Raw genomic sequence first — 16,280 nt, 5'->3', positions numbered from 1 at the left:
AACGCAACGAGCGCATGGCCCGGTCCGTACCCGAACGGGGTCACGCTCAAGAAGTAACCTAAACGGAGGCTGTATCGCGCGACCGGTCGGACGAGGAGGCAGGAGCCGAAAGGGCATTACCGAGCATGCTCTGTTTGTCACGGCGGCGCTGCACCGAGGATGGTATCCGCATCGCCTCGCGATACTTCGCGACGGTACGGCGGGCGATATCAATGCCCGAGGCGCGCAAACGTTCCACGATCGTGTCGTCGGACAGGATCGCCGACGGGGCCTCTCCGTCGATCAATTGCTTGATGTGATGACGCACCGCTTCGGCCGAATGCGCCTCGCCGCCGTCGGCCGACGCGATCGAGGCGGTGAAAAAATACTTCAATTCAAAACTGCCGCGATTGGTCGCCATGTATTTGTTGGCGGTGACGCGCGACACCGTCGATTCATGCATCTGGATCGCGTCCGCGACCGCCTTCAGATTGAGCGGCCGCAAATGCGCGACGCCATAAGTGAAGAAACCATCCTGCTGGCGGACGATTTCGGTCGCGACCTTCAGGATGGTGCGGGCGCGCTGATCGAGCGCGCGGACCAGCCAGGTCGCATTCTGCAGGCAATCGGTGAAATACGACTTGTCACCGTCCTTGCGGATCGTCTTCGACAGCTCAGCGTAATAAGTCTGGTTGACCAGAACGCGTGGCAGAGTGTCGCTGTTGAGCTCGACATGCCAGCCGCCGTCGGGACCCGGACGCACATAGACGTCGGGCACCATGGTCTGCGTCCGCGCGGTGCCGAACTTCAGCCCGGGCTTCGGGTCGAGCCGGCGGATCTCGGCGATCATGTCGGTGATGTCTTCGTCGTCGACGCCGCAGAGCTTTCGCAAGGCCGCGATGTCGCGCTTGGCGAGCAGGTCGAGATGCTCGACCAGTGCCTGCATCGCGGGATCGTAGCGATCGAGCTCGCGCAGCTGGATCGCGAGGCATTCGCTCAGGTTTCGCGCGCATACGCCCGGCGGATCGAACTTCTGCAGCACGGCGACGACCTCGTCGACCGCTTGCTGCGACGCACCGAGCCGCTCGGCGGCCTGGCCGAGATCGGCCGGCAGGTAGCCGGCGTCGTCGACCAGGTCGATCAGATACTGCCCGATCATGCGCTGCGCCGGCGCCGAGAACGCCACCGCAAGCTGTTCGGCGAGGTGGTCGGCAAGCGTCAGCTCGGCGGCCACGAAAGCTTCGAGATTGTACTCGTCGTCGCTGGAGGCGCCGCCGCCCCATTCGGTGTAGACCGATGGCGGCGCATCCTGTGCGGCGCGCGCCGCCGCCTCCGCCGGCTCCTCGGAAAACACGTTGTCGAGGCGGGTATCGAGCGTCTGCTCGATCTCGGCGCGGCTGCCGAGGTCGCGGTTCAGCCATTCCTCCTGGCCGGGCTCGAAGCCGGCCTCTCCGCCTGGGCCTGCGGCCATGTCGGAGGCGTCGCCATCGTCCCCATAGCTGCTGGAACCGTCGGAATCACCGTAGTCCGGCCGCTCCATGGCCGGCTCGCCGGCTACCGGCGGCTCCGGTCCGTCGGCGGCCCGCTCCAGCAGCGGATTGCGCTCCAGCTCTTCCTCGACAAAGGCCGACAGATCCAGGTTCGACAGTTGCAGCAGCTTGATCGCCTGCATCAGCTGCGGCGTCATCACCAGCGACTGCGACTGGCGGAACTCTAATCTTTGGGTCAGCGCCATGGAGGCAAGAACGATCCTAAAAGTTGGCTCGATTCTTGCTTATATTAGTCCGAAGCCCTTGTACACGGCTTGACGGATTGGAAAATAGCGATAACCGCGATCAGCAAAAGTGGACGTCCCGGTTTTGCGTCCGATCGCGCGTCAAATTCTTTAATTAGCGCATGATCTTATCGCCAAACCGCTTCACACTTTGGCGGATCATGCGCTACAGGCGGAATTCCTCGCCAAGGTAAAGCCGACGTACATCGGGATCATTAACGATCTCCTCCGGGCTTCCCTCAGTCAAGATTTCACCGGCATAGACGATATAGGCGCGGTCGGTCAGCCCGAGCGTCTCGCGGACATTGTGGTCGGTGATGAGCACGCCGATGCCGCGGTTGGTGAGATGGCGGACGAGGTCCTGGATGTCGCCGACCGCGATCGGGTCGATGCCGGCGAACGGCTCGTCGAGCAGCATGTAATTGGGGCGCGTCGCCAGCGCGCGCGCAATCTCGACGCGGCGGCGCTCGCCGCCGGACAACGCGATCGACGGGCTCTTGCGCAGCCGCGTGATGTTGAACTCGTCGAGCAGCGAATCCAGCTCGTGCTCGCGCTTCTTCTTCGAGGGCTCGACCACCTCGAGCACCGCGCGGATGTTCTGCTCGACCGACAGGCCGCGGAAGATCGAGGCTTCCTGCGGCAGATAGCCGATGCCAAGGCGCGCGCGCTGATACATCGGCAGCTTGGTGACGTCGTGGCCATCGAGCTCGATCGCGCCGCGATCGGCCTTGATCAGCCCGGTGATCATGTAGAACACGGTGGTCTTGCCGGCGCCGTTGGGCCCGAGCAGGCCGACCGCTTCGCCACGGCGCACATAGATGCTGACGCCGCGCACGACTTGGCGGCTGCCAAAACTCTTTTCCACGCTATGCACAGCCAGATAACCCGGCCGCTTGATGAGCTGCGGCGCGGCGGGAGCGCTGTTCCTGGCCGGCCTCGCCCGCGCCGGCGCTGCTGCCGGCTGGGATCGCGGCAGCTCGACGCCGGGAGCCGACGCGGCGCGCGCCATCGGCGCATCACTCACCGGAGACGTCAGCATCTCGCCGAACTGGTCGTCGAGCGCCGTGATGTCGTCATGCGAGCGCGCAAATCCGGTACTGCGTTTCGCAGAGCGCCGCCGGAACATGCCGAGAAAATCCACCATCCCCGCTTCGCTTCAGCCTTTCACGGTGATCCCGCGACCTCGCCTGCGCATCGATCGATTCGCGTGCGAAGCCGCAAGCATGAGCCGGAAATCTGAATACCGGCCTTCCCGCGCGACAAAAGCGGACGCGTTTGCGCGGAGATCATGCTCGAACAACACGGCAAAGCGCGATCACCCGCGCCTTGAATGAATGGATGCCCCTGTCCCGGCCAACATATTCCCCTCGAGGCGCATTGTTCGGCCGGGCCGCTGCAGTAGATACAGTCTCGCCCCGCCGGCTTCAACCACGCGGCCGCAGAATATTATCTAACTGATTGATTCTGCTTGACCTTACGTGAAGCTTACTTGGACTTGCCGCCCGGAAGCAGCTGCATCGGCGACGGGGCCGGGGCTGAGCCGGGGGCGGCCGGCGTGCCGCACTTGCCGCTCTGTCCGCCCGGCGACTGGATGAACAGGCCCTGCACCTTGCCATTGTCGGCTTCGACGCGCGAGACGCCGGTGGTCATGTCGACCAAAAGGCGGTCGCCGCGCAGCACATTCTGGCACTGGGTCAGTACCACCTGGCTGCCGCCGCCGCCGAGCATCGTGATCAAATTGGTCTTGGTGTCGAAGATCGCGGTCTCGCCGGTGACGACCTGATCCTTCTGGGTCACGACGACATTGCCCTTCGCCTCCAGCCGCTTGATCGAGGAGGCGCCGCCGGGGCCCGGGGTTGCCGTCTGCATCGGCGCGGCGCCCTTGGCGGCTGCCCCCTTGGTGCTGGCCGGGGCGGGCGCCGGCGCCTGGGTCGATTTATCCTCGTAGAACACGACAAGCGTCTTCGACGTCATGGTGGTGTCGCCCTGCACGACCTTCACATTGCCGGCGAAGGTCGCCTCCTTTTTCTTGTCGCGCATTTCGAGCGAAGCGGCCTCGATCTGGATCGGCTGGTCGCGGTTCTGCGAGAAGCCCTGCATGGCGTTGGGCACGCCGCTCATCGAGCCTTGCGCGGACGCAGCGCCCGCGGCGAAAAGCGCGAGCAGGAACGCCGCAATTGCCATGCCGTGCGGAAAACGTCTCATCATCAAAATCATTTCGTGTTGGCGGATTTGCGCGGCTTCGGCGGCGGCGGCGGCGGCGGTGGAGCGGGCTCGGCAGGCGGGGCAGCATTGTTGTCGCCAAGCTTGTCGAGATTCATCACGACATTGCCTTCGAACCGCACCAGCTCGCCGCTGTTGTAGATCCGGAGCCTGTCGGCGGTCAGCGTGCCGTCGAGCAGCTTGACGTCGACATGCTCGTCCGACGACACGTTGCCCTTGTTGATGTCGACGAAGGCCTGCGTCAGCCTCGCCTCATAGCCGGTGGACGACTGCAGGAAGATGTCCTGGCGCAAGTCGAGCAGCTGCTTCTTGTTGTCGAAGAAGCCGGTGCGCGCATCCATCGTCACCGTCGACTGATCCTGCTGCGCCACCTTGGCGCGGATCGTCTTCAGCTCGACATGGTCGGGATCGGTGACATCCTGGATCGCCGCCTTGGCCCACATTTCGTAGGGCCGTCCGTCGTTGGAGAAGCCGGCGATATGCGGCGCTTCCATCGTGATCTTGGTGCCGGACACGACGAGGTTATCCATCTCGAGCGGCAGCTTGGGGATCAGGTCGTGGAACGGATTGAAGAGTGCGATGTAGATGATCACGGCCATCGCCAGCCCGACCATCGCGGGAACCGCGACGCGCAGGATCCGCACCATGCGGCTGTGCCGCGCGGCGGCGGCAAAGCGCGCCTCGAGGCCCGTGACATAGGCTGGATTCTGAACCGAATTCACCTGAGCTCCAGAGGCGCGAAACTGCCCCTACTCTAGCCGGAGCCGCCCAAATATGCAGCCCGGACCTCACCTCGCGCCCCTGCACCGGACCACGCGTGAACAGTTTGGCCGAAACGGGGCGGAACTGCCCCGGCCGCGACGAATTCGGCGCTCATCATGAATGGGCGAAAATGTCCTCGGCCTCCCAGCCGTCGAGATCGAGCCTGGCGCGGGCGGGGAGGAAATCGAAGCAGGCCTGGGCGAGATCGGTCCGTCCCTCGCGCGCGAGCATGACATTCAACTTTTCGCGCAGCGCATGCAGATGCAGCACGTCGGAGGCCGCGTAGGCGAGCTGGGCCTCGCTGAGGCTTTGCGCGCCCCAGTCGCTCGACTGCTGCTGCTTCGACAATTCGACGTTCAGCACCTCGCGCACCAGATCCTTCAGGCCGTGGCGATCGGTGTAGGTGCGCGACAGCCGCGAAGCGATCTTGGTGCAATAGACCGGCGTCGGCATCACGCCGAACGTGTTGTAGAGCACCGCGACGTCGAACCGTGCGAAATGGAAGATCTTGGTGATCTTGGGATTGGCGAGCAGCGCCTTCAGGTTCGGCGAATCGGTGTGGCCCTTCGGAATCTGGATCACGTCGGCGGTGCCGTCGCCGTTCGACATCTGCACCACGCAGAGCCGGTCACGGTGCGGATGCAGCCCCATGGTCTCGGTGTCGATCGCCACCGAGTCGGTGTAGCGGGACAGATCGGGCAGGTCGCCGCGATGCAGGCGGATGGTCATGCTGTCAAAAACCTCGTCGAATCGCTGTCGGAATAAACTACCGTCCAATCCGCCGACAGGCGAGCATGCGCCGGTCTTCGGATCGCGCATTGGTATCGGGCCCCGTAAGGGCCGGACACCCGCGGCAGGAATCCTTAATTCTGCCGGCACAGATAGTTCAGGATGTACCGCCATTGTGCAGCGGAGACAATGGGTTGCTGTCCCCGCCGCGCGCCCCACGGGGGCGCGCCATCATTGCCAGCTGACACGGAGGCCGAAGCGGCCGGTGATATCCTCGCGATGGAGGCTGTCCACCGAGGTCGTGTAGCCGGCGCTCGCATAGGCGCTGATCGTGCGATTGAGCTGCGCGGAGATGCCGGCACCGATCTCGACGGCGGTGCCGCGGCTTTGCACGCCGATCAGGTCCGTCGTCGCGAACGCGATGCTGCGGTCATTCGCGGCCGTGTGCCAGAGATTGGCCTCGAGATACGGACGCAGTTCGGCCGTGCCGACGACGAAGGTTGAGGGAATGCGCACGCCGAGCCGCCCGGTCAGCGTATCGGCACTACCGAGCGTGACGCTCGAAAACATGTCGTTGAAGCTGTCGAACGACTGCCGTTGCCAGATCAGCTGCACCTGCGGCTCGATCGCGAGAAAACTGTTCAGCGGGATCGGCGCGCCGGCTTCCAGCGATGCAGCGACGCCGGTGCCCGACACCCGTGCGCCGACCTGACGATCCGACTGCGGGCTTGCGCCGTAGAAACTGCCCATCAGCACGGCGTCGACATACCAGCCCGACGGGCCGACATGGGTCCAGTAGCCGCCGATATTCTGGCTGTCGATCGAGAGCGTGCCGGTGCGGACGTCGTTCAGGCCGAGCGCGAAGCCGCTGATGTTGCCGCTGGCCCAGCCATACGCATAGAAGAAGCCGGCGCGATCATGATGCTCGGGCGCGGACTGGAAGCGCAGGATGTCGACGCCGACCTGCACCCCGGCCATGGTGCCGTCGAAGGCGGGGCTGACCGTGCCGGCCCAGCTCTGCGAGCTGTGCGAGCCATAGGCACGCGCCCACGCCGCCGGCTGTTCGCCGCCGCTGGTCAGCAAGGCCTGATCGCCCTGGCGCTGATGGAAGGTGCCGAGCGTCGCCAGCCCGAGCTTTTGCGCCACCTGCGGCAGCGCCGAATAGACCGACACCTCCTCACGGTAGAGCTGGACCGGCGCGGCGCCCGCCGGCGGCGGCGTCAGCGACGACAGATCCTCCGCAGGCAGCCCCAGAGGCGGCGGCACCACGTTGGGCGATGAGGGCGGCGCCGGTGCAGGCGCTGCCGGCGGCGCAGGCGAGGCCGTGCCGGGCAACAATGTCGAGCGCAGATACCAGTTGTCGGCGCTGCCGGCGGAGACGCCGCCGCGGAACAAGAGATATTCGTGCGCGCCCGCTACGACGGCGTTGGAGAGGCCGAATGCGCCCGCAGCCGTGGTGCCGCCGTTGACGGCCTGCACCACCATGATGCCGTCGGCGGTGGTCAATGCGCCCGCGCCGCCGGCATTGGTGACGGTCACCGCGGTCGAGCCCGACGCATTGCCGCCGGAGATGACGAGCCGATCCGACGGCGAACCATCGCCGCCGAGCACGGTGCGCAGATAGAGCCCGCCGCCATTGCCGACATAGTTGCCGGCAATGGTCAGGCTGTTCGCCGCGGTGGCGCCGCCATTGGTCAGGTTGATGACGCCGGCATTGGTGACGGTGATCGGCGGGCCGCCCGGAAACGGCGTGATCGACGGATTGGCGCCGTTGCCTGCCAGCAGGCTGGTGCCGGCCGCGATCGTCACATTGCCGGTCAGCGACGTCTGCAGCCTCAGCGAGCCGCTGTTGACGAAGGTGTTGGCGAAGATCCCGGTGCCGGCCCAGGTCCAGTCATTGCCCTCCATCGTCAGCGTCTGGAATCGCGCGAACGCATTGTCGGCCGTGCCGCTGCCCTGCAGCCGCACCTGGTTGTTGCCGCCGCCGCCATCGGCAAGCCCGACGATCTGCGAGCCGGTTTGCAGGATCAAACTCACCGCACCGCCGCCGCCGGCGAGCGCCGTGCCGCTGTTGCCGGCGATCAGGCCGGCATTGACGATGGTGGTGGCGCCGTTGAGCGTGCGGATCGCGGGTCCCGCCTGGCTGATGATCTTGCCGCCGGCGAGGTTCTCGATGCGGGCGGTGAACGACGATCCGGCGGTGTTGGAGAACACGCCGTCGGCATTGACGCCGCGCGCCTCGATCGTGCCGCTGTTGCGCAACACGCCGGCATTGCCCTGCATGAACACGGTGTTGTTGGCGGTGCCGCCCGCGTCGCCACCGGTCGTGAGCAGCGTGCCGGTATTGGTGATGGTCGCAAACTGGCCGGCGGAGAAGATCGCACGGGCGCCTGCGCCGGCCGTGGTGATGGTGCCGCTATTGGTGAAGGTGTTGCTGTCGCCGGTCTGCACATAAAGGCCGTGCGATTGCGGGCCCTGGGTGGTGATCGTCCCGGTATTGATCAGCGTGTTGTTGTTGTGCTGCGTGAGACCGGTGATGGCAAGGCCGCGCGAGGTGCCGTTCTGCGTCGTGATCGTGCCGTTGTTGATCAGCGTGTTGCCATTGCTGCTGGCGGCGATCGCATTGCTGCCGGCGCCCGAGGTCGTGATCACGCCCGACGCGCCGTTGGTGAAGACGTTGCCGTCGCCGCTGCCGAAGATACCGGTCCCACCGCCGCTGACGGTCAGCGTGCCGTTGTTGGTGGCGGCGCTGCCGGAGACAAGCCCGATCGCGGTCGCTCCGGCGCCGGGCGTGATGCCGGCGCCCTGCAGCACGTTCACGGTGACGTTCGAGCTGCCGGCAGCGGCCTGCACGCCGGCCGGCGAGGGATTCGGCGCTGCGGTGGAGCAGGTTACCGTCTGCCCGCTCGCCGGCGCGAGACTGTCGCAGGCGGCCAACGCCGGCGACGTGGACAACAGGCAACCGCCACTTAGAGCCGTGCACGACAGGATCGCCGCGAGCCGCGAGGAAACCATGCCCTTACTCCAAAGTCGGCGCGAAGCCGAGCCCCCGGCCCCCGCGCCACCTGCTACCCCCGCCCCGCTCTCAGCTCCGCTCCGTTCAAGCTTGAAACGATTTGCAGCGACCTGTTGCGCGGTCGCCACAGACGGAACCATGAGATGCATCCGCACGATTCACACCCTTGACGTGCGTACGCTTCCAAGGTTGTGAAGTACAGCATTCACCCGTTGCAGTTATCGACCGACACAACCGGAAACAATCGCCATGGCGCCTCGGGTGCGCCGCTGTCTCCATTTTCTCGCCAAGTTCGACGTGGTCGCACGGCCAAGTCGGGGCCAAGTCATTGCCGCTACGCGTTCAATTTCGAGGGAACTGTTGCCCGCGCGCCCCATGAAATCGGGCCGCGCCGACCCCATCTGTTGCCAGCCCGAACCCGCCGTCCCAATGAAATGAGCCTTATGTCCGACCAGACCATCGCCGCGCCGATCGACGACCAGCAGGAGCGCGGCTTCTCGCGCTACCAATCGTTCCTGATTGCGCTGCTCGCCTTCACGCAATTCACGCTGATCCTCGACTTCATCATCATGTCGCCGCTCGGCGCCATCCTGATGCCGTCGCTGAACATCACGGCCGGGCAATTCGGCGTCGCGGTCTCGGCCTACGCGTTCGCGGCCGGGATTTCCGGCGTCCTCGCCGCCGGCTTTGCCGATCGCTTCGACCGCAAGCGGCTGCTGCTGTTCTTCTATGTCGGCTTCATGCTCGGCACCGTGCTCTGCGCGCTGGCGCAGAATTTTCACGTGCTGCTGCTCGGCCGCATCGTCACCGGCGTGTTCGGCGGGGTGATCGGCTCCGTCGTGCTTGCCATCGTCACCGACCTGTTCCCGCTGCAACAGCGCGGCCGCGCCATGGGCATCCTGCAGACGGCGTTCGCCGCGAGCCAGGTGCTCGGCGTCCCGGCCGGCCTGTTTTTGGCCAATCACTGGAACTGGCACATCTGCTTCGTGGCCATCGTCGGCCTGTCGATTGCCGCGATCGCGGCGATTGCGATCGCGATGCACCCGGTCGATGCCCATCTCAAATTGCAGCACGACAGCAATCCGTTCCGCCATCTGATCGCAACCGTGGGGCAGCCGCGCTACACGCTGGCTTTCCTGGTGACCACGCTGCTCGCGACCGGCGGCTTCATGCTGATGCCGTTCGGCAGCGCCTTCACGGTGCATAATCTCGGCATCGACATCGTCCACCTGCCGACGATCTATCTCGTCTCGGGCCTGTTCAGCATCATCATCGGGCCGCTGGTCGGCCGCGCCAGCGATGCGTTCGGCAAATATCCGACCTTCGTGTTCGGCTGCGTGGTGTCCGTCATCATGGTGCTGATCTACACCAACCTTGGCCACGTCTCGCTGCTGACCGCGATCCTGGTCAATGTGCTGATGTTCATCGGCATCTTCTCGCGCATGATCCCGTCCCAGGCCCTGATGTCGGCGATTCCCGACGCCAGCCAGCGCGGATCGTTCAACGCGATCTCGGCCTCGGTGCAGCAGCTGTCGGGCGGGCTGGGCTCGGTCTTTGCGGCGGCGATCATCGCGGAAAATCCCGACGGTTCGCTGCTGCATTTCGACCGGCTGGGCTACATCGTCGTCGCAACGACCATTATTTCGATGATCGCGATGTATTTCGTGCAGCGGTCGATCGCGCGACGCGCGGGCCGGCGAATCGTGTGACGGCAGGGGCTGCGGCGGCGATCGCCAGCGTTCTCAAATTCCCCGCATCGGCCGACGTGTTCAGCCAATCGCAAACATGTCGGCACGCTCAATGATCAGATCGCGGAATAGTCTCGCGCGGTGCGACATCCAATGCGGGTCAGGATAGACGAGATGCATCGGTAGCGATGGTACCGCATAATCCGGCAGCAGATGAACAAGCCGGCCTGCGGCGATGTGTTCGACGGCGCACCAGCTTGGCAGCACCGCGACGCCGAGCCCCTCAACCGTCGCGAGCGTCATCACGTCGGCGTCGTCGCAGGTCATCGACGGCGCGATCTCGACCACATGGCGGCCGGTCTCGGCTTCGAACGTCCACTGATTCCGCGGCGACAAGCGTGAATACGTTACGCTCGGCATGCGGCGCAGATGGTCGGGGAGGAGCGGGGCTTGATGCCGTGCGAGCAGTGAAGGGGCCGCCACCAGGAGGCGCTTGATGGTGCCGACGCGCCGCGCCACCAGCGAGCTGGAGTTCAGCATTCCGATCCGAATTGCCAGCTCCGTCCCGGTCTCCACCAGGTCTACGAACTGCTCGGTGAAGCTCGCATCGAGCCGCACGTCGGGATAGCGGCGAAGATACTCTGCGAAAATGCCGCGGAAAAAATAGCGACCGAACGAGGTCGGCACAGTGATCCGCAAGGTCCCCGACGGACTGCGAACCCGGCTCTGCGCCGGCGTGCTGGCACTTTCCAGCAGCGCGACGATATCCTTGGCGAGCTTGAGCACGCGATCGGCCTCCGGCGTCGGACGAACCTTGCGCGTGGTGCGGACGAACAGCCGGCAGCCGAACTCCGCCTCCAACAACGCCACGCGCTTGCTGATGGCCGGCTGTCCGAGGCCCAGATCGCTCGCGGCCTGGCTGAAGCTGCCGGCCTCCATCACGCGAATGAAGGTTTGCAGCGCATCGATCCGATCCATGCATTCCTCCCAGGAATTTGTAATATTCTTATCATTCCCTACATGGACACAGTCGATCCGGTCTAGCCTCTCGGTAACCAGGGAGGATCAACAATGAACAAATCGATCGGGATCGTCGGCGCCGGAATCGGGGGCCTGCATCTGGCTCTTTATCTCCAACAGCATGGGATCCAGGCGACGGTGCTGACCGACCGCACTCCGGAGCAGTACGCCTCGGCGCGGCTGATGAACACGGTCGCCCATCACAGCGTCACCATCGCGCGTGAGAACGAACTAGGCGTGAACCATTGGGATGACGCCGCCACGATCTACCATCACCACGACCATTTCTTTAATTTCCCGGGCAACGGGCTGCTGTTTCGCGGCGCGTTCAAGAAGCCGAGCCGGGCAGTGGATTACCGCATGTACCTGCCCGCGCTGATGAAGGATTTCGAGGATCGCGGCGGCAGCATCGAATATGCCAGCATCCAGGACGACGACATCCCGGCTCTGGTTTCACGCTTTGACCTTCTCGTCGTGTCGACCGGCAAAGGTGCGCTCGGGCGAATGTTCGCCCATCGGCCGGAGTTGTCCCCCTACAGCCAGCCACAGCGCCTGCTCTGCGTGGGCCTCTATGACGGCGTCGATCACGGCAGCCCGGACGGTGACGACCCGCGCGGTGTCACGCTCTCGGTGTCGCCCGGACATGGCGAGATGATCGTCATTCCGACGCTGTCATTCAGCGGCATGAAAACAGCGCTCTTGATGGAGAACATTCCCGGCGGCGACATGGCCAATCTGGTCTCGCTGAGCTACGACGCGGACCCTGCAGCCTTCCGCCAGACGATTCTCGACAAGCTGGAAAAGCATCATCCGCACACCTACAACCGGATCGACACCCATCGCTTCGGGCTTGCCCAGCCGCTCGACCTGCTGCAAGGCGCGGTGGTGCCGACCGTACGGCAATCGTCGGTCGCCTTCGATGGCGAGAAATTCGCCGTCGCGCTGGGCGACGTACATTCAGTGGTCGATCCGCTGATGGGCCAAGGTGCCAACATCGCCTCCTACGCCGCCTTCGAACTCGGCAAGGCGATCGTGGAAACGGTGGCCTTCGACGCACGCTTCGTTGAGGAGGTGGATCGCGCCCGCGAAAATCGCGTGTTCGCGGCTGCGCGCTGGACGAATCTGATGCTGCGGCCGCCGTCCGAGGCGATGGGTCGGCTGATCCTCACCATGGCGCAGGACCGAGAACTCTGCGACGAGTTCACCGATAATTTCAACTACCCGGAGCGTCAGTGGGATCGTGTCGCGACCGACAAGCGCATCCACGCTTGGATCGACAGGCGCGCGCCGCTCGCCGCCTGACGCAACAATGATCGCGAGCCGGCCGTACGGTCCACTTGCACCAGGCCGCGACTGCGTGCCGACAAACCATCTCTCGAGCCACACGCCGAAAGGCGCGACCTCTTGCCGTTTCGCCATGGAGCGCGATCGATGAACCCGCATCCCGATCCGGCGAGCTTCCGGGCGGCCGCTGCGCGATTCCCCACAGGCGTGACAGTCGTGGCGAGCATCGACCGCGACGGCACTCCGGTCGGCATGACGGCCAACAGCTTCACGACCGTCTCCACCAAACCGCCGACCGTGCTGGTCTCGGTGATGCGAGGGCGGACCTGGCAGGCGATCATGGATTCGAAGCGTTACGCCGTGAATGTCCTTCACGCGGAAGATCTCGCACTCTGCGCGCACTTCTCCGGCAGGCCGCGGGCCGAAGGCTCGCCATCGCTGGTCAACCGGGAAGAGTTTCCCGTCCTGTCGCAAGCGATCGCCCAGTTCGCTTGCGACGTGGTCCGGTCAATTGACGTCGCCGACCACACGCTGTTCATTGGCGAGGTCCGCTGGTGCCGGCAGCGAGACGGTTCCCCGCTCGCCTTTTATTCCAGCCGATTCTGCAACGGGCTCGGTGCAGCGATCATGCCCGCGGAGACAATCGCCTATCCCGCCGACGGATGGGCGATCTAAGGCGAAGCGCGAAGCCTTCGCGCGACGAACCCTGGAGAATCCGAAATTTGCAGCGCACTGGAGCGGTGGCACCACGGGGGAACGATCGCGAGCGCGAGCTCGCCGCGCGGCCGGACGACATGCCCAATGCGAAAGGGCCGCCCGAGGCGGCCCTGCTACATCATTTGACGTTTCCGATGTACCTGGGCCCTGTATGGGGGCCGCTAGCGGAGAAACCCGCGCTGTTCGGATTCATCGTCTGCGGAGCTGTCGAGGGACGGCTGTCAAAATAAGTATTGTTGGGCGGCTTGATGTTCTGATTCAAAGCACCCCCTTGGATCGTCGGTCGCGGAACTTGCGCACCAACGCCTTGCGCAAGCGCATCTGAAGCGGCGGTCACGCCGCCTGTTATCAGAACCGCCGCCCATACGACGATCTGCCTCATCATCATGATGATCTGTCTCCTTGAAATATATTCAAATGGACCACCGGCGAAGCCTACACCAGAGGCGCATTTTTCTCCAAAATCGCTCGGATATCTGGCTGCCGCTCGAGCATGCATCGCGTGGACGGCAGGGACTCCATGTCCCTCATTCGCCGTCCGTTACCGCGCGATCGAGCGCCTTAATGTTTCTGTGCAAGCGCCCTTCGAGCCAGGATCATGCTGGAAGGCTTCGACGTAAGGCTCACGGATGGCACACGGCACACCGAACGCGAGCGATTTCAATCGCTTAAAAAGGGGGTGGTGCCCAGGAAAGGACTCGAACCTTCACGGCCGTTAAGCCACTGGCACCTGAAGCCAGCGCGTCTACCAATTCCGCCACCTGGGCATGTGGAGCGGCTTAGTAAGGATCGGTTGCGCGCTTGTCAAATTCGCGATTGGAAATTCAAATACCCTGTACAGGATAAGGCCGATGGCGTATCGCCACACGGTTAACATACGTCAATCGCTCTCGAATCCCACAGGAATCACCCCATGGCATCGAACCTGGACACGCTGGTCACGGTCTTCGGCGGATCGGGTTTTCTGGGGCGGAACGTGGTCCGGGCGCTCTGCAAGCGCGATTACCGCGTCCGAGTCGCGGTGCGGCGGCCCGAGCTGGCCGGCCATCTGCAGCCGCTCGGCCGGGTCGGGCAGATCCATGCCGTCCAGGCCAATGTGCGCTACCCGGCCTCGGTCGAGGCGGCGATGCGTGATTCGCATATCGCCATCAACCTGGTCGGCATCCTGGCCGAGGGCGGCGGGCAGAGCTTCGATGCCGTGCAGGTGAAGGGCGCCGAGACCATCGCCAAGGCGGCGGCGGCCGCGGCCGGCGGGCGGATGGTCCACGTCTCGGCGATCGGGGCCGACGCGGATTCGGCCTCGAGCTATTTCCGCGCCAAGGCGGAGGGCGAGGCGGCGGTGCTGGCGGCCTTGCCGTCGGCCACCATCATGCGACCGTCGCTGCTGTTCGGGCCCGAGGATCAGTTCACCAACCGCTTTGCGGCGCTGGCGCGGATGTCACCGGTGCTGCCGCTGGTCGGCGGCGGGGTCAACACGGTGCAGCCGGCCTATGTCGGCGACGTCGCGGATGCAGTGGTCCATGCCGTGGACGGCAAGGCGAAGCAGGGCGCAGCTTACGAGCTCGGCGGGCCGGAAGTGCTGACCATGCGCGAGGTCATGCAGATCATCCTCAAGATCACCCAGCGCGATCGCATGCTGGCGCCGCTGCCGTTCGGCCTCGCCAAGTTCCAGTCGTACTTCCTACAGTTCGCGCCGGGGCCGTTCACGCTGACGCCGGACCAGGTCGAGATGCTGCGTTCGGACAATGTGGTGTCCGACGCCGCCAAGGCCGCCGGCCTGACCTTCGCAGGCCTCGGCATCTCGCCGGATTCGATGGAAGCGATCGCCCCGCAATATCTCTGGCGCTTCCGCGCGACGGGTCAGTTCCAGAAGAAGAGCGCGTAGGCAGCTCTCTCCACCTGTCGTCCCGGCGAAGCCAACGGGTCGCGCGAACGCGCGCCCGATGACAGGCTCCGCGCGAGCCGGCACGGCACCACTACGTTTTTCCCACGCTACCAAGCCCTTCCCCGTCATCCCCGCGCAAAGGCTTTGCCTTTGTCGCTGGAGGTGCGAGCCTTGCGGCGCAATTGCGCCGCTGAGCGAGCCTCGAAGGATGAACGGCCGAGATCGGGGCCGTCGCCCTTCGAGACGGCCGCTTTGCGGCCTCCTCAGGGTGACGGTGATGGGATGGTGTCCGTCGCGCCTTACCGTCCCATCGCCAGCGCGATCAGGCCGAGCGTGCCGACGATCACGCGCCACCAGGCGAAGAAGGTGAAGCCGCGGCGGGTGACGAAGTTGAGGAAGGCCCGCACCACGATCATCGCCGTGATGAACGACACCACGAAGCCGACCGCGATGACGCTGAGATTGTCGGAGGTGAAGTCGGCCCGGTTCTTGTAGAAATCATAGGCGAACGCGCCGACCATGGTCGGGATCGCGAGGAAGAACGAGAACTCCGCCGCCGAGCGCTTGTCGGCGCCGAGCAGCATCGCCGCGACGATGCTGGCCCCCGAGCGCGACACGCCGGGAATCATCGCCAGGCACTGCGCGACGCCGATCCAGAAATACATCAGCAGCGGGAAGCGCGTCGCATCGTCCTCGTAGACTTTGAGATCGAGCTGATCGACCCACAGCAGCACGGCGCCGCCGACGATCAGCGTGAAGCAGACCACCCACGGATTGAACAGGAACTCCTTGATGTATTTGCCGGCGATCAGGCCGATCACGACCGCGGGCAGGAACGCCACCAGCACGCCGATCACGAAGCGGCGGTCGTCGGGATTGGTGAACATGCCAAGCGCCACGCGCCACAATTTGACGAAGTAGAGCGCGAGGATCGCGAGGATCGCTCCGAGCTGGATCAGGATCGCAAAGCTCTTCCAGAAATTGCCTTCGCCCAGATTGAAGAAGCGCTCCGCAAGCAGCAGGTGGCCTGTCGAGGAGACCGGCAGGAACTCCGTGACGCCCTCGATGATGCCGAGAATCACCGCCCGCAGCATATCCGTCATCATGTTGTGGCCTGCCCTGTGTGGAAAACGGGATTCTTCTCGCTTATTCGCACATTGGCCGCAATCGCAAAAAATCGTCAAACAATGGGTTACCCGGCCG

Annotated in this window: 12 protein-coding genes and 1 tRNA gene; 4 read left to right on the top strand and 9 right to left on the bottom strand. The window is 64.6% G+C overall.

The genetic code is table 11. The features are described from left to right. Positions 1–58 precede the first annotated feature (58 nt). The 6 genes from rpoN to ACVIHF_RS35445 form a co-directional block, all read right to left on the bottom strand. Positions 59–1,714, bottom strand: a complete 1,656-nt coding sequence (gene rpoN / locus ACVIHF_RS35470) for an RNA polymerase factor sigma-54 (protein ID WP_168856202.1) — start codon at positions 1,712–1,714, stop codon at positions 59–61. A gap of 205 nt (positions 1,715–1,919) precedes the next feature. Then, on the bottom strand, positions 1,920–2,897 hold the full coding sequence (gene lptB, locus ACVIHF_RS35465) for an LPS export ABC transporter ATP-binding protein (RefSeq protein ID WP_253605788.1): 978 nt from the start codon (positions 2,895–2,897) through the stop codon (positions 1,920–1,922). Positions 2,898–3,238: 341 nt separating this feature from the next. Continuing rightward, complete coding sequence (locus ACVIHF_RS35460) at positions 3,239–3,961, bottom strand: LptA/OstA family protein (protein ID WP_456793344.1); 723 nt, start codon at positions 3,959–3,961, stop codon at positions 3,239–3,241. A 5-nt stretch (positions 3,962–3,966) separates the two neighbouring features. Further along, positions 3,967–4,698, bottom strand: coding sequence for an LPS export ABC transporter periplasmic protein LptC (gene lptC / locus ACVIHF_RS35455; RefSeq protein ID WP_456793343.1), 732 nt, complete (start codon positions 4,696–4,698; stop codon positions 3,967–3,969). Between the two features lie 154 nt (positions 4,699–4,852). Then, entirely contained in the window at positions 4,853–5,467 is a 615-nt protein-coding gene (locus tag ACVIHF_RS35450; protein WP_225161449.1) for a ribonuclease D, read from the bottom strand. Positions 5,468–5,698: 231 nt separating this feature from the next. Then, the gene (locus ACVIHF_RS35445) at positions 5,699–8,482 is read right to left on the bottom strand and encodes an autotransporter family protein (protein WP_456793342.1); all 2,784 of its coding nucleotides are present in this window, start codon (positions 8,480–8,482) and stop codon (positions 5,699–5,701) included. A gap of 444 nt (positions 8,483–8,926) precedes the next feature. Between ACVIHF_RS35445 and ACVIHF_RS35440 the strand changes: the two genes are divergently transcribed. Next, complete coding sequence (locus ACVIHF_RS35440) at positions 8,927–10,192, top strand: MFS transporter (RefSeq protein WP_456793341.1); 1,266 nt, start codon at positions 8,927–8,929, stop codon at positions 10,190–10,192. A 60-nt stretch (positions 10,193–10,252) separates the two neighbouring features. On the opposite strand, the gene ACVIHF_RS35435 is transcribed toward ACVIHF_RS35440, so the two are convergent. Beyond that, entirely contained in the window at positions 10,253–11,149 is an 897-nt protein-coding gene (locus tag ACVIHF_RS35435) for a LysR family transcriptional regulator (protein WP_069279043.1), read from the bottom strand. Positions 11,150–11,242: 93 nt separating this feature from the next. Here ACVIHF_RS35435 and styA point away from each other — a divergent pair, with 93 nt between their 5' ends. Together styA and ACVIHF_RS35425 are read left to right on the top strand one after the other, a co-directional pair. Continuing rightward, positions 11,243–12,493: a styrene monooxygenase subunit StyA gene (gene styA / locus ACVIHF_RS35430; RefSeq protein WP_253605781.1), complete on the top strand. Its 1,251-nt coding sequence runs from the start codon at positions 11,243–11,245 to the stop codon at positions 12,491–12,493. Positions 12,494–12,622: 129 nt separating this feature from the next. Further along, a complete protein-coding gene (locus tag ACVIHF_RS35425; RefSeq protein ID WP_253605779.1) occupies positions 12,623–13,150 on the top strand; it encodes a flavin reductase family protein in 528 nt (175 codons plus the stop codon). 722 nt (positions 13,151–13,872) lie between these two features. On the opposite strand, the gene ACVIHF_RS35420 is transcribed toward ACVIHF_RS35425, so the two are convergent. After that, positions 13,873–13,959: transfer RNA gene (locus ACVIHF_RS35420), tRNA-Leu, on the bottom strand. A gap of 146 nt (positions 13,960–14,105) precedes the next feature. On the opposite strand from ACVIHF_RS35420, the gene ACVIHF_RS35415 reads away from it, so the two are divergent. After that, positions 14,106–15,077, top strand: a complete 972-nt coding sequence (locus tag ACVIHF_RS35415) for a complex I NDUFA9 subunit family protein (protein ID WP_456793340.1) — start codon at positions 14,106–14,108, stop codon at positions 15,075–15,077. Positions 15,078–15,376: 299 nt separating this feature from the next. Here ACVIHF_RS35415 and ACVIHF_RS35410 read toward each other — a convergent pair whose 3' ends face one another. Continuing rightward, positions 15,377–16,183 carry an undecaprenyl-diphosphate phosphatase gene (locus ACVIHF_RS35410; RefSeq protein WP_028341730.1) on the bottom strand — a complete coding sequence of 269 codons (807 nt, stop codon included), beginning with the start codon at positions 16,181–16,183 and terminating at the stop codon, positions 15,377–15,379. Positions 16,184–16,280 lie beyond the last annotated feature (97 nt).

The organism is Bradyrhizobium sp. USDA 4506, from assembly GCF_054058795.1.
Note: the sequence above shows the minus strand (reverse complement) of the source record. Positions and strands in the feature narration are given on the sequence as shown.

What these genes read in the sequence shown, in the direction of transcription:
- styA (WP_253605781.1), top strand. Translation starts at nt 11,243, where the DNA reads ATGAACAAATCGATCGGGATCGTCGGCGCCGGAATCGGGGGCCTGCAT.
- ACVIHF_RS35445 (WP_456793342.1), bottom strand. Translation starts at nt 8,482, where the DNA reads ATGGTTTCCTCGCGGCTCGCGGCGATCCTGTCGTGCACGGCTCTAAGT.
- ACVIHF_RS35425 (WP_253605779.1), top strand. Translation starts at nt 12,623, where the DNA reads ATGAACCCGCATCCCGATCCGGCGAGCTTCCGGGCGGCCGCTGCGCGA.
- ACVIHF_RS35440 (WP_456793341.1), top strand. Translation starts at nt 8,927, where the DNA reads ATGTCCGACCAGACCATCGCCGCGCCGATCGACGACCAGCAGGAGCGC.
- ACVIHF_RS35450 (WP_225161449.1), bottom strand. Translation starts at nt 5,467, where the DNA reads ATGACCATCCGCCTGCATCGCGGCGACCTGCCCGATCTGTCCCGCTAC.
- ACVIHF_RS35415 (WP_456793340.1), top strand. Translation starts at nt 14,106, where the DNA reads ATGGCATCGAACCTGGACACGCTGGTCACGGTCTTCGGCGGATCGGGT.
- ACVIHF_RS35460 (WP_456793344.1), bottom strand. Translation starts at nt 3,961, where the DNA reads ATGATGAGACGTTTTCCGCACGGCATGGCAATTGCGGCGTTCCTGCTC.
- ACVIHF_RS35435 (WP_069279043.1), bottom strand. Translation starts at nt 11,149, where the DNA reads ATGGATCGGATCGATGCGCTGCAAACCTTCATTCGCGTGATGGAGGCC.
- rpoN (WP_168856202.1), bottom strand. Translation starts at nt 1,714, where the DNA reads ATGGCGCTGACCCAAAGATTAGAGTTCCGCCAGTCGCAGTCGCTGGTG.
- lptB (WP_253605788.1), bottom strand. Translation starts at nt 2,897, where the DNA reads ATGGTGGATTTTCTCGGCATGTTCCGGCGGCGCTCTGCGAAACGCAGT.
- ACVIHF_RS35410 (WP_028341730.1), bottom strand. Translation starts at nt 16,183, where the DNA reads ATGATGACGGATATGCTGCGGGCGGTGATTCTCGGCATCATCGAGGGC.